This window comes from Bacillus sp. FSL R5-0709, from assembly GCF_038004785.1.
In the GTDB taxonomy this organism is placed as follows: domain Bacteria; phylum Bacillota; class Bacilli; order Bacillales; family Bacillaceae_G; genus Bacillus_A; species Bacillus_A mycoides.
Genome location: NZ_JBBORT010000001.1, coordinates 2011452 through 2023839 on the forward strand (window position 1 = coordinate 2011452; position 12388 = coordinate 2023839).

Sequence of the window (12388 nt, forward strand, 5' to 3'; positions counted from 1 at the left end):
AAAGATTATCTAATTGAAAATGTAGAGAGAGTAGTGTGATGATGAAATGAACAAAAAAAGGGTGTCTAAAATGATTACTATCATAATAGTAATCAGCCTACTACAAGCATGTAGTTTTTTTGAAAAAAAGATAGAGTATGAGCCATTTGTCAAAGCTTTGGATGAAGGTGACATGAAAAAGGTTATGTCCGCTAGTGATGATGGATATGCGTATGTGAAACAAAGAGGTATATATAGTACATATGAGCAAAAGGAAGATGGAGAGCACAGTAAAACAATCTATCAAACTTCGAAAGGTATATATAATACGAAAGATAAAAGTTTATATGGAAATACAACACAAGAAATTACCTCGGAAGTAGATAATAAAAATTATAAAGAAGAAGTTAATTATAGTACAAATATTAGTTATGAGAATGGACAGGTACAAAGTGCGGATTCAAGTCTGGATGTTTCATACGTGAACTTAATTGTAGATCGTTTAAAAGGGATAGGGAAACTAAAGATGAAGCCAGGAGATGATATAAAAAAGTTTGATCAACCTAGTACTGTTGGATATAAACTAACTGAATCAGAGTTTCAGAGTATTATTAATGATAAGTTGAAAATACAATATGATGAATATGGTGGTGGATCGATCGCACTGCATATTGAGTTTACAAATGGTTCAGAGCAGATATTGGAAGTAAGTATTGTAATGAATTATAAGAAGAGAAATGAAGAAGGCAAGTTAGTAGAATACATATCACAAATACACACATCTTTTGATAGTCAACAAGGTAATAATCAAGATGCAAAAAAAGAATATATAGATTACAAAGTAAAGTATAAGAAGAATGAATAATTAGGAGAGGCATTTTAAGTAAGGGGGTGGAACTGGGTAAAAGGGTTAAGGGAATTTCTAAGAGTTATTAAATAAAATGTGATTTTTAAAAAAAGGTGGAACAACTAAATGGGGAAGACTTCAAAAGTAAAATAAACAATCTAAAACGAAAAGTAAATAATAGAGATCGTATTTAAGAGTATGAAAAATATTTGAAATGTCTAGAACGTGATAAGCCTGGATTTGGAATATAGAAAGGATTTCTAAGAGTTTAATAAGAAATGAGAAAGAAGGATAAATGATGAAAATAAAGGAAGAAGATTTTGGCCTTTTTGCAATTGAAAATAGAAACCGATTAAGTCCGGATTATATAAGAATCTTTTATGGGGGAGTTTTTGCATATACTTCTATACCCATGCTTATTATGTTTTTAGATTTTTTGTTGAACGGTGACAAGATTTCTCTAACTCCTTTTGAAAAGATAGTTGTACAAGCTGAGGTTAAGTTGTATGTTGATGTATTTTGTGTTTGTTAAACAAAGTAAAAAAGGCTAGTTTAATATGAAATACCAAAAACATTTATTTACTCTCAGTTTGTCTACAAAAATAGAGTTATTACATGATTTTAGAAAAGATGGTGTAATTATATGTGGAATATAAAAGAAAAAGATTTAGATGAATTTAAAATTACATGTAGAAATCGCTTAAGCCCAGAAGATTCTATGGTGTTTATGTTTGGAGGAATAGTTTATAGTTCATTATTCATGCTTTTTATTTTGGTAGCATTAATTAAGATTGGCTGGGGTTACTATCCAACTCTCTTTGACAAAATAATTGTTAGTATTGAATTAGTGTTATATGGTTTGCAAGTAATCTTTTTCATTCTATATCTAATTCCAAAAGCTCGTTTCAAATATCAAAAGTTGCAAGCATTTGTGATATTATTATTTGCATTTCAGCTAGGAACTATAGGATTCACATTATTTATACTTCCAGCAATTTCGAATTATTCAATTGATCAAATTACATTATTGTATGTGGGTTTATTGTTTCTAGGGGCAGTTTTTGTTCATCTGGTGACAACGATTGATACCTTTAAACAAGCAGAGAGTGGAGCATTTAGTATGGATGAAAGAGCAACTTCATTTTTTAGTAAAACAAAAGGCAATGCAATGATTGGTGTTACGATATATGTACTAACCCTTCTTATTTTAATTTATTTTCATAATAATTATGAAACAGGGGTTTTAGTGGGGTATATGGCAGGAACCCTTGTAATGTACGCAGTAGCAATAGGTGCAGCAGAGTTCCAATTATTAGCCTATTGCAGATTTAAATTTCCATCATTTTATATTTCATGGGAGGAACATGATAGGGAACGCCAGGAATTCTTAAAGCGTTATAAAGAGAGAGAGGAAAAGAAAGCGAAAGAAATAAAATAAGTTTTGATTTCTGAAAATTCGAACAGATTATATAAACAATTAAGGATTGTATATATATCGATGGTATTAAAAATTAAAGTATCTTTAATATAATTCATATAAGTGAAAAAATACCAGTAGTAAAGGTGAAATGTATTACTTTCCAAAAAAGAACATAATGAACTTAAAAATGCCTAGAGAAATCAACGGGGTGTCAGTATGAAGTTAAAGAAGAAAGCTAAGATGATGATAGTTCTGTCAATAGTATCAAGTTTATTAAGTGGATGTGGTTTTGGGGAGACGAAGATAGAGTATGAGAGATTAGTAAAGGCATTGGATGAAGGTGATATGAAGACGGTTATGTCTGCGAGTGATGATGGATATGCGTATGTGAAAGAACGGGTTATTGACTTTACCACAGAAAAAAATGGTGATGACAGAATTCATAATACGCTATATCAAACTTCTGAAGGTATATTTAATTTGAAAGAAAATTTATTATATGGAGAAACCAATCAAAAAATAACAAGTGATATTACGAACATAAAAGATAGACATAAGGATAATAAATATAAAGAAGAAGAAAAATATAGCACTAGGTTCATGTATAAAGATAGAAAGGCTTACGGTTCTGATTCGAGCTTGGATGTTTCACATGTAAAACTAATTTTTAATAGATTGCAAGGTGTTGGGAATTTACAACTGAAAGTAGAGGGAGATAAAAAGAAAGTTAATGAACCAAATACAGTTGGTTTTATGTTAACGGAATCACAATTTCAAGAAATAATTAACGATAAATTGAATTTACAATATGATAGTTTTGAAAAAGCATCAATTGCATTTAATTTTAACGATTCTAAAGATACGAAACAGCATCCAATGCAAATAATACAATTAACAATTTTAATTGTATATGAAAAGAAAAATAGTGAGGGGAAATTATTAACACATACTCAGCAAATATCTGTGAATTTTAGTGATAAAAAGGATAATGATCAGGAAGCTAAAAAAGATTATGTGAATTATGAAAAACAATATAAAAATGATAAGTGATTAAGTGAGTGTGTGAATTGAAGGGATAAAGTCATGGTGGAACCTTATTCATTATTAAAGAGTAATTCGTTGCTAAGTATAAAATATAGTGGAATAAGTATATTGAAAAATAGTTGCAATGAATATAGAAGTGAAAAAATGATTCTTCTTCAACTAAGTAAGATAAAGCTTATCTGATTGAATAGAGAGAGAGTAGTGTGATGATGAAATGAACAAAAAAAGGGCTTCTAAAATGATTACTATAATAGTAGCAATCAGCCTACTACAAGCATGTAGCTTTTTTGAAAAAAAGATAGAGTATGAGTCATTTGTTAAGGCATTGGATGAAGGTGACATGGGAAACGTTATGTCTGCTAGTGATGATGGGTATGCTTATGTGAAAGAGCGGATTGTTGATTTTACTATAGAAACAAGTGGTGATGAAAACCATTATAATACGTTATATCAAACTACTGAAGGTATATATAATTTGAAAGAAAAATTGTTATATGGAAAAACGTCTCAAAGAATAACAAGTAAAACAATAGATGAAAAGGATAGACATAAGGATATTAATTATAAAGAGGAAGAAAAATATAATACAAACTTTATGTATCAAAACGGAAAAGTTCAAGGTTCGGCTTCAAATTTGGATGTTTCTCCTGTGAAATTGATATTTAATAGATTACACGGTGTAGGGAAATTACAACTGAAAACAGGTGGTAATAGAAAAAAATTAAATGAACCAAATTCAGTTGGATTCACTTTAACAGAAGCACAATTTCAAGAAATAATTAATGATAAATTAAAATTGCAATATGATAAATTTGGAAATACATCAATTGTACTTAACTTTAATGATTCAATAGATAATGAAAAACACCCAATGCAAATAACAGAATTAACAATTTCAATTGACTATGAGAAGAAAAATGATGAAGGTAAAATGTTAACACATAGTCAGCAAATATATGTGTATTTTAGTAGTAAAAAAGATAACACTGAAACTGCCAAAGATAAATATAAAGAGTACAAAAAAGAATTTAGTAGCATAGGGAATAAGAAGAAATGATGAGATATAGGTACAAAAGAAAGCATCAACTTAGCAAAAAGAAGTCGCACTCGTTTAGTTAATATAAAACGGTGCGACTCCTTTTAATTTTGTTGAGAAAAAGCTTATCGATACATCGTCCACATTCCAATATCTTTAAACCCTAGTCGTTTATAAATTCGTCCAGCAGTTGGATTGTTATAAAATAGGCAAAGTGTTCGGCCTTCTTTCGTAAAGTCCTGAATCATTTTCTGTAATATGAGTGAAGCATATCCGTTTCCGCGATAATTCGGGTGTGTACATACACCAACTACCATAGTGGATAATGAATTTTCAGCGGAAGTTGAGGCGGATGCGATGATTGCACCGTCTTTTTCAATATAATATGTACGTCCTGTATTTGTTTCGATAGCTTGCCTTAACATTTTTTCAGATTCATGAGCAGTCGGGAACTCAGCGATGTCACTTCGTAATTTCATAATTCGTTCTATATCATCGAGTGAGGCAAGTTTAATTGTTTCATGAATTGGTGTGCTAGGTAAGTTGCTGTCATTTAGACATTCGCAAAAATACATTTCATTTTTGGCGCCTAGTTGTACACTTGGAGCAGTTTCAAATCTTTCTACAATAGTTGACTTGCCAGAGAGTTTAAGCGGCTTATATGCGGAAAGAAGTGCCTCATAGTCAGTAACCATAAACTCTTCTTTACTATACGGTATAAATGTATCGTGAAAGCGAAGTAAAATGGATTTTAATGTTCCATTCTCTTTATATACGCCCCATAATTCTTGAAAGTCTGTTTCATAACCGAAAGCTTCTAAATCCCCAATAATAAACAAGTTAAGGGCTGCTTCTTCTTTTAGGTAACCGAATACTTGTTCATGATCTTTCTTTGTTAATTTTCTCATCATAAAAAATCGACCTCTTTTTTATTTTTCTAAATATTACAACTTAAGTTTTTTGAAATCAATATAAAATTTTATGTTTAGTTCACCAACTTTCGGAAAAACTAGGAAAGATATGACAAAGGAGGTTATGAACGGTGGATCATCCAATTCAAGGATTAATGAAAGCAGCAATGGAAAATTTAAAAGAAATGGTCGATGTAAATACGATTGTTGGAGAGCCTGTTCAAACGGCTGACGGTGGTGTAGTGTTAACGGTTTCTAAAGTAGCGTTCGGTTTTGGAGCAGGAGGTTCTGATTTCCAAACGAATGATGGACAAAGAGCGAACGGTAACCCTGCATTTGGTGGCGGTAGCGCGGGTGGTGTTTCTATTACACCAGTAGCATTTCTAGTCGTGAATAAAGACGGGGTAAATATTCTTCATTTACAAAATGCGACACATTTAGCAGAAAAAATAATTGAATTAGCTCCACAAACAATTGATAAAATTCAATCGATGTTCCAAACAGATGAAAAGAAAGAGGGAAATCATCACCCTCAAAACCCAGATGAAATCCTTTAAAAACGCCTGCTCATAAGCAGGCGTTTTTTCTTGTAATCAGTATGTAATAAAACACATGAAATTGTAAATAGTTTTTGAAGTTTTTTCTATGTTTCTAAAATTTTTCATGTTAAAATATGCTATAGAATTGAAACATATAAAACGAAGGTGGCTAGGTGCTTTGTCTGGAGGATCTGACCAAGTAAACAATATGATATATATTAATGGTAATCGTCGGGGTCATTGTTTTATTACATCTGGAATTACGTTTAAAGAGTTTGCAAGTAACATCCCTTCACCGCTTCATCAAGTATTGCTTTTAAAGCATAATTTTGAGTGGACAGATTTTCATTATCATACTTTATTTGAATATGTTGAGGAAGAAAACATACATAAACTCATTCAAGCAGAGATTGATGAATTTGATGAATTTTGTTGGGTAGATTTCGATGATGCAAGCGATTTAGATGAGTTAGAGCCAAAAGAAATTGCAGAATTATTATATTTGGCTCACAAAAAAGAACCACTTGGAAGAACGTTCTTCCCATTGTTGAAGAATAGATTCGTTTATTTTTCACATGATGACGGTTGGTACAACAAAGTGTATTACCGTAGAATCGGTGATTTTGTAGGAATGCTGAGTAAAGTGATTCCATATAAACTCGGTTCGTTTGGAAAGAAACGTTTTACTTTCTTCCAAAAATCAAAAATTTTCCCAGCAATTTCAAAGGAAGTTATCCTTGGGCTTATGCCGTTAATGGAAGATGGGTTATACATTGATTTAGCGGGGAAAATTGAGTCGAGAAGAGGTCTTGAAATTCCGGTATATGTAGTAGGATCATTCGAAAGTACGGATGAGGTACTAGATAATATCGATGAATTGAAAGCGGAAGCAACAGAAACGGGTTGGCTCATTTTTGATAAGAAAGAACAAGAGTGGCAATGGGTTGTAGACTAAGAAAACTTGGCGCATGAAGTCAAGTTTTCTTGTCTTTTGAAAGGAGAACAAATGAAGAAATATTATACAATTGTGGGTATTGTAAGTATTATTCTCGTGGCAATATTACTTATAACTTGTCCGAAAGAATCAGATTTTAAATTGTATTTAGAGGATAAGTATGCATTGAAATGTGACGAGAGTAGCTTTGAATGCACGCAAAATGTAGATGAAAAAAAAGAGAAATTACAGTTTGAAAGTATTGATGCACGAAATGGTGTTTTCTTTATGACTGTAAAGCAAACGTATAAAACAGAAGCTGGTGTTATGAAAGAATATAGCGGAGTAGGTATATTCGGTACATTTCTTTTTGTTTCAGAGAAGACTTTCTAGTAATAGAAGGTCTTTTTTTTATGTTTATGTTCATATAGATGAAGTAAGACAAGCATAGGAGGGGTATGGATGAAGAAGGGATGTATCGTTTGTGGTGGTGAGGAGTTTTTTTCTTCAACATTATATGCACGTACGAAACAAGATTGGGCATATGCGCCAAACATGTACCGATTTGAAAAGGTGTTTATTGAGCATAGAGATGAAGAAAATTATCCAGTTTTTCAAGAAATTACAGCGAAGCATTGTTGTGGATGCGGTCATATCATGTTGTATCATGAATGAACACACCAAGTATAACTTGGTGTGTTTTTTTTAAAACGCTGACAAAGCAAGCGGATAGAGTAAAGTAAATAAAACAGAAAAACTACCAAAACCAATTGCGGTATATCCAAGTGTTCTCGCTCCAAAATTGACAGCTAATAAGCCAACTAAAATAGCAAGGGAGCCGAGTGTAACAGGATAAAAAGCAATGGAGAATAACGAAAGAAATAATGCGACATAGCCAATCATTGCACCGGTATTTGTACCTTCTATTTCATTTGCAATTTCTTTGCGCTCATGTCTAATCGGAATACCAGCCGGAGATATTTCAGCTGCATACTCTTCGTTTTTTTCACCACTTTTAAAATGATGATTTCTCTTTCTTCGCATGTACATCCCTCTCTTTCAATTGGGTGTATCTATAGTATCTTTCATAAGGAGCAGAACATGAGTATGAGTTAAACCCAAGTAAAGCAAAAATTGGAGAAAATAGATTCCGTTGTTATCCTGTTTATCCCGCTATTTGCCGTGCAGTAAGACCCCCACCTCAAAATTCGGCTGGAGCAAAGAAGTTAGATGGGAGTCGGGCTGCCAGTAAAAGCCCGATTGGTTCAAATAATAATCAGTGGGGGCGAACAAACACCCCACTGATTAAAGTTTCACTTTATCTCCTTATGAAGATAAACAGGGATTTTGGAACATGATGTAGAATGAAATGAATGATAATACGTGAAGGTAGGGGAATGTATGGCGAAGTTTAATTGGCATGAATCGGCAGAGAAAAAATGGGATAACGATGCAGAGTTTTGGAATCAAAATAGTCAAGAAATGTGGGATAGCGGGAGCAGGAGTACAATCATTCCATTTTTTGAGCAGTACGTGGAAAAGGAAGTACAAGTGTTAGATGTTGGCTGTGGTGATGGGTATGGTACATATAAATTAAGTCTTACTGGCTACAAAGCGGTTGGGGTGGACTTATCGGAAGTTATGATTCAAAAGGGTAAGGAGCGCGGAGAAGACCCAAACTTATCTTTTATAAAAGGTGATCTTTCTTCATTACCATTTGAAAATGAGAAATTTGAAGCAATTATGGCAATTAATTCTTTAGAATGGACCGAGGAGCCGTTGCGAGCATTAAATGAAATAAAGCGTGTTTTAAAGAAAGATGGATACGCATGTATTGCAATTTTAGGACCGACAGCAAAACCGAGAGAGAACAGTTATCCGCGCCTATATGGCAAAGACGTTGTTTGCAATACGATGATGCCTTGGGAATTTGAACAGTTAGCAAAAGAACAAGGATTTGAAGTTGTAGATGGTACCGGCGTATATAAGCGCGGAGTAAATGAGAAGATGTTAGGTCAGCTACCTACAGAGTTACAACAAGCGTTAACATTTTTATGGGTATTTATGTTAAAAAACGTATAACAAAATTGAAGGGTTTTAGGAGGTAAATAAGTGCAGAAAATACAAAAAACTGATACAATATCATCAGAATCAATTAAAGGGGGACTAGGGTATATGACAACTACTACAACAGTTAAATCTGATATTGAAATCGCACAAGAAGCAAGTATGAAGAAGATTCAAGAAATTGCAGCTAATTTAAATATTTTAGAAGAAGAACTAGAGCCATACGGACATTATAAAGGCAAGTTATCTCTTGATATTTTTAAGCGTTTACAAGATGAGAAAGACGGTAAAGTTGTTTTAGTAACAGCGATTAACCCAACTCCAGCAGGAGAAGGTAAATCAACAGTAACAGTTGGTTTAGGCCAAGCTTTTAATAAAATTGGTAAGAAAACAGTAATTGCACTTCGCGAACCATCTCTTGGACCAACAATGGGATTAAAAGGCGGAGCAGCAGGTGGCGGTTATTCTCAAGTAGTACCAATGGAAGACATTAACCTTCACTTTACTGGAGATATTCATGCGATTACAACTGCCAATAACGCATTAGCGGCGTTTATTGATAATCATATCCAACAAGGAAACACACTTGGAATTGATACGCGTAAAATCGTTTGGAAACGCTGTGTTGACTTAAATGATCGTGCCCTTCGTAACGTAGTAATTGGCCTTGGTGGACCGGTTCAAGGTGTACCACGTGAAGACGGTTTTGATATTACAGTAGCATCTGAAATTATGGCCGTATTCTGCCTTGCAACAGATATTCAAGATTTAAAATCACGTCTATCTCGCATTGTTGTCGCTTATAATTTTTCAAATCAACCTGTAACAGTTAAAGATTTAGGAGTAGAAGGAGCGTTAACACTTCTATTAAAAGATGCATTAAAACCGAACTTAGTACAAACATTAGAAAATACACCAGCTATCATTCATGGCGGACCATTTGCGAATATCGCTCACGGTTGTAACAGTGTTATCGCTACGACAATGGCAGCAAAATTAGGTGATTATGTTATTACAGAAGCTGGATTCGGTGCAGATTTAGGTGCCGAGAAGTTTTTAGATATTAAAGCACGTGCAGCTGGTATTAAACCAGAAGCGGTAGTTATTGTTGCGACTATTCGTGCGCTTAAAATGCACGGTGGTGTGGCGAGAGATCAATTAAAAGAAGAAAATGTAGATGCGTTAGCAAAAGGTATGGAGAACTTACAGAAGCATGTTGAAACAATTCAAAGCTTCGGTGTTCCTTTCGTAATTGCCATTAACAAATTCATTACTGATACAGATGCAGAAGTTGCATACTTACAAGAATGGTGCAATGAGCGTGGCTATGCAGTATCCTTAACAGAAGTTTGGGAGAAAGGTGGCCAAGGCGGAGTTGACCTTGCTGAGAAAGTGTTAAAAGAAATTGAAAAAGGTGAAAACAACTACGCACCACTTTATGAATTAGAATTACCATTAGAAGAAAAAATTCGTACAATTGCTCAAAAAGTTTACGGCGCAAAAGATATTGAATTTGCTCCGAAAGCACGTAAGCAATTAGCTCAATATGAGGGAGAAGGTTGGAGTAACCTACCGATTTGTATGGCGAAAACACAATACTCTCTTTCAGATGATGCAACAAAATTAGGTCGCCCATCTGACTTTATCGTTACAATTCGTGAATTAAAACCATCTATCGGTGCAGGGTTTATCGTTGCGTTAACAGGAACAATGTTAACAATGCCAGGCCTTCCTAAACAACCAGCAGCACTACAAATGGATGTAAATGAAGATGGAAAAGCAGTAGGTTTATTCTAAAAGGTTGTAATTCATCTCGTTTATCTGTAAACTATATATACATCAAGTGGCGCCTTTCCATCGAAAGGCGCCTGTTTTTTGGAGGAAATTATGTTTGATCCAACTGCTTTTGAAAATTTAAAGGTAATTGTGGAAGGAGCTGTCTATGATTTCGATTTACACGGTGATATTCTCGTAACGGATCGAAAAGATGTGATGGACCTTGCTTCATTAAGTCGTATGTATAGTATTTCATTTCAACTAACAGAAACATTTAAAACGATGGTAGAGGCGACATTTTCACTATCTGTTGATGCAAAGAATTTATCAGGTGAAATATTAGAAGTACCTCAGTTTATACCAGGTTGTGAAATGAAGCTGGAATTCTCGTTCGAAATGGAGCAACCAGAGATAGGATGCGAAGAAATTGAAACTTTATTGCATTCTATATGGGGAAAAGAGCGAATGATTACGCAAAAAATTTCATACGAATATAATAAGCAAGCGATTTCATATCATAATAAGGTAGAGGTTCTATTTCAAAAATCGATTACAGAAGACCATGTTGATGATTTAATAGCTGTTATTTCACACATGATAGAAACGGTGCGAACAATACAACATTTTCTTCAAAAATAGAGATAAAGGAGAAAAACAAATGATAAAAGATATGCAACCATTTTTACAACAAGCTTGGGAAAAGGCTGGTTTTAAAGAATTTACTGAAATTCAAAAACAAGCGATTCCAACTATTTTAGAAGGACAAGACGTTATTGCTGAATCTCCAACTGGAACAGGAAAAACATTAGCGTACTTATTACCACTTTTACATAAAATTAATCCTGAAGTTAAACAACCTCAAGTTGTAATTTTAGCGCCAACTCGTGAACTTGTTATGCAAATTCATGAAGAGGTTCAAAAGTTTACAGCAGGAACGGATATTTCAGGTGCGTCTTTAATTGGTGGTGCGGATATTAAGCGCCAAGTTGAAAAATTAAAGAAACATCCGAGAGTTATTGTCGGTTCACCAGGACGTATTTTAGAGTTGATTCGCATGAAAAAATTAAAGATGCATGAAGTGAAAACGATTGTATTTGATGAGTTTGATCAAATTGTAAAACAAAAGATGATGGGTGCTGTACTTGATGTAATTAAATCAACGATGCGCGATCGTCAATTAGTATTCTGCTCGGCGACAATAACAAAAGCTGCAGAAGATGCGGCACGTGATTTGACAGTTGAACCACAATTAGTACGTGTAACACGTTCAGAGGCACAGAGCCTAGTTGAACATACGTATATCGTTTGTGAGCGTCGTGAAAAAAATGATTATATTAGAAGAGTTATGCATATGGGAAATGTAAAAGCAGTTGCCTTCTTAAATGATCCATTCCGTTTAGATGAAATTACTCAAAAACTGAAGTTCCGTAAAATGAAAGCAGCAGCACTTCATGCAGAGGCAAGCAAACAAGAGCGTGAAGTAACGATGCGCGCGTTCCGTAGCGGGAAATTAGAAATATTACTTGCTACTGATATTGCAGCACGTGGATTAGATATCGATGATTTAACACACGTAATCCACTTAGAGTTACCAGACACAGTAGACCAATATATTCACCGCTCAGGACGTACTGGACGTATGGGCAAAGAAGGAACAGTTGTTTCTCTTGTAACAGAACAAGAAGAGCGTAAATTACTTCAATTTGCGAAAAAATTAGGTATCGTGTTTACGAAACAAGAAATGTTCAAAGGAACATTTGTAGAATCGAAACCACCAGCACCAAAGAAAAAGAAACCAGCTTTTACTGGTAAGAAAAAGCCTAGATAAATAATTG

Annotated in this window: 14 protein-coding genes and 1 pseudogene; 13 read left to right on the forward strand and 2 right to left on the reverse strand. The window is 34.0% G+C overall.

The window, feature by feature from the left end:
- Positions 1 to 70: 70 nt before the first annotated feature.
- The 5 genes and pseudogenes from MKX37_RS10325 (at position 71) to MKX37_RS10345 (ending at position 4347) form a co-directional block, all read left to right on the forward strand.
- Positions 71 to 844, forward strand: a complete 774-nt coding sequence (locus MKX37_RS10325; protein WP_050000274.1) for a DUF3952 domain-containing protein — start codon at positions 71 to 73, stop codon at positions 842 to 844.
- 277 nt (positions 845 to 1121) lie between these two features.
- Positions 1122 to 1337: pseudogene (locus MKX37_RS10330) on the forward strand (hypothetical protein); the annotation flags it as partial.
- Positions 1338 to 1469: 132 nt separating this feature from the next.
- Positions 1470 to 2264: a hypothetical protein gene (locus tag MKX37_RS10335; protein ID WP_078422406.1), complete on the forward strand. Its 795-nt coding sequence runs from the start codon at positions 1470 to 1472 to the stop codon at positions 2262 to 2264.
- A 198-nt stretch (positions 2265 to 2462) separates the two neighbouring features.
- Complete coding sequence (locus MKX37_RS10340) at positions 2463 to 3296, forward strand: DUF3952 domain-containing protein (protein WP_050000277.1); 834 nt, start codon at positions 2463 to 2465, stop codon at positions 3294 to 3296.
- Between the two features lie 232 nt (positions 3297 to 3528).
- On the forward strand, positions 3529 to 4347 hold the full coding sequence (locus tag MKX37_RS10345) for a DUF3952 domain-containing protein (protein ID WP_404484351.1): 819 nt from the start codon (positions 3529 to 3531) through the stop codon (positions 4345 to 4347).
- A gap of 104 nt (positions 4348 to 4451) precedes the next feature.
- Here the strand turns inward: MKX37_RS10345 and MKX37_RS10350 are convergent, their stop codons facing one another.
- Entirely contained in the window at positions 4452 to 5237 is a 786-nt protein-coding gene (locus MKX37_RS10350) for a GNAT family N-acetyltransferase (RefSeq protein ID WP_078422405.1), read from the reverse strand.
- A 131-nt stretch (positions 5238 to 5368) separates the two neighbouring features.
- Between MKX37_RS10350 and ytfJ the strand changes: the two genes are divergently transcribed.
- The 4 genes from ytfJ to MKX37_RS10370 all read left to right on the forward strand — a co-directional run bounded on the left by ytfJ (position 5369) and on the right by MKX37_RS10370 (position 7385).
- Positions 5369 to 5794: a GerW family sporulation protein gene (gene ytfJ / locus MKX37_RS10355; RefSeq protein WP_002127061.1), complete on the forward strand. Its 426-nt coding sequence runs from the start codon at positions 5369 to 5371 to the stop codon at positions 5792 to 5794.
- Between the two features lie 160 nt (positions 5795 to 5954).
- The gene (locus tag MKX37_RS10360) at positions 5955 to 6731 is read left to right on the forward strand and encodes a hypothetical protein (protein ID WP_002085994.1); all 777 of its coding nucleotides are present in this window, start codon (positions 5955 to 5957) and stop codon (positions 6729 to 6731) included.
- 51 nt (positions 6732 to 6782) lie between these two features.
- The gene (locus MKX37_RS10365) at positions 6783 to 7103 is read left to right on the forward strand and encodes a hypothetical protein (protein ID WP_002165916.1); all 321 of its coding nucleotides are present in this window, start codon (positions 6783 to 6785) and stop codon (positions 7101 to 7103) included.
- Positions 7104 to 7172: 69 nt separating this feature from the next.
- A complete protein-coding gene (locus MKX37_RS10370) occupies positions 7173 to 7385 on the forward strand; it encodes a hypothetical protein (protein ID WP_002012518.1) in 213 nt (70 codons plus the stop codon).
- A 30-nt stretch (positions 7386 to 7415) separates the two neighbouring features.
- Here MKX37_RS10370 and MKX37_RS10375 read toward each other — a convergent pair whose 3' ends face one another.
- Positions 7416 to 7754 carry a hypothetical protein gene (locus MKX37_RS10375; protein ID WP_001253195.1) on the reverse strand — a complete coding sequence of 113 codons (339 nt, stop codon included), beginning with the start codon at positions 7752 to 7754 and terminating at the stop codon, positions 7416 to 7418.
- Between the two features lie 357 nt (positions 7755 to 8111).
- Between MKX37_RS10375 and MKX37_RS10380 the strand changes: the two genes are divergently transcribed.
- The 4 genes from MKX37_RS10380 to MKX37_RS10395 all read left to right on the forward strand — a co-directional run bounded on the left by MKX37_RS10380 (position 8112) and on the right by MKX37_RS10395 (position 12381).
- On the forward strand, positions 8112 to 8792 hold the full coding sequence (locus tag MKX37_RS10380; RefSeq protein WP_002186017.1) for a class I SAM-dependent methyltransferase: 681 nt from the start codon (positions 8112 to 8114) through the stop codon (positions 8790 to 8792).
- Positions 8793 to 8885: 93 nt separating this feature from the next.
- Positions 8886 to 10574 (forward strand): formate--tetrahydrofolate ligase, encoded by a 1689-nt coding sequence (locus MKX37_RS10385; protein ID WP_002031556.1) that lies wholly within the window; start codon positions 8886 to 8888, stop codon positions 10572 to 10574.
- Between the two features lie 90 nt (positions 10575 to 10664).
- On the forward strand, positions 10665 to 11192 hold the full coding sequence (locus MKX37_RS10390) for a hypothetical protein (RefSeq protein ID WP_002065080.1): 528 nt from the start codon (positions 10665 to 10667) through the stop codon (positions 11190 to 11192).
- A gap of 19 nt (positions 11193 to 11211) precedes the next feature.
- Positions 11212 to 12381 carry a DEAD/DEAH box helicase gene (locus MKX37_RS10395; protein ID WP_002012513.1) on the forward strand — a complete coding sequence of 390 codons (1170 nt, stop codon included), beginning with the start codon at positions 11212 to 11214 and terminating at the stop codon, positions 12379 to 12381.
- Positions 12382 to 12388 lie beyond the last annotated feature (7 nt).

Coding starts and splice junctions, on each gene's coding strand:
- MKX37_RS10325 (WP_050000274.1), top strand. CDS start 71: ATGATTACTATCATAATAGTAATCAGCCTACTACAAGCATGTAGTTTT.
- MKX37_RS10335 (WP_078422406.1), top strand. CDS start 1,470: ATGTGGAATATAAAAGAAAAAGATTTAGATGAATTTAAAATTACATGT.
- MKX37_RS10340 (WP_050000277.1), top strand. CDS start 2,463: ATGAAGTTAAAGAAGAAAGCTAAGATGATGATAGTTCTGTCAATAGTA.
- MKX37_RS10345 (WP_404484351.1), top strand. CDS start 3,529: ATGATTACTATAATAGTAGCAATCAGCCTACTACAAGCATGTAGCTTT.
- MKX37_RS10350 (WP_078422405.1), bottom strand. CDS start 5,237: ATGATGAGAAAATTAACAAAGAAAGATCATGAACAAGTATTCGGTTAC.
- MKX37_RS10365 (WP_002165916.1), top strand. CDS start 6,783: ATGAAGAAATATTATACAATTGTGGGTATTGTAAGTATTATTCTCGTG.
- MKX37_RS10370 (WP_002012518.1), top strand. CDS start 7,173: ATGAAGAAGGGATGTATCGTTTGTGGTGGTGAGGAGTTTTTTTCTTCA.
- MKX37_RS10375 (WP_001253195.1), bottom strand. CDS start 7,754: ATGCGAAGAAAGAGAAATCATCATTTTAAAAGTGGTGAAAAAAACGAA.
- MKX37_RS10380 (WP_002186017.1), top strand. CDS start 8,112: ATGGCGAAGTTTAATTGGCATGAATCGGCAGAGAAAAAATGGGATAAC.
- MKX37_RS10385 (WP_002031556.1), top strand. CDS start 8,886: ATGACAACTACTACAACAGTTAAATCTGATATTGAAATCGCACAAGAA.
- MKX37_RS10390 (WP_002065080.1), top strand. CDS start 10,665: ATGTTTGATCCAACTGCTTTTGAAAATTTAAAGGTAATTGTGGAAGGA.
- MKX37_RS10395 (WP_002012513.1), top strand. CDS start 11,212: ATGATAAAAGATATGCAACCATTTTTACAACAAGCTTGGGAAAAGGCT.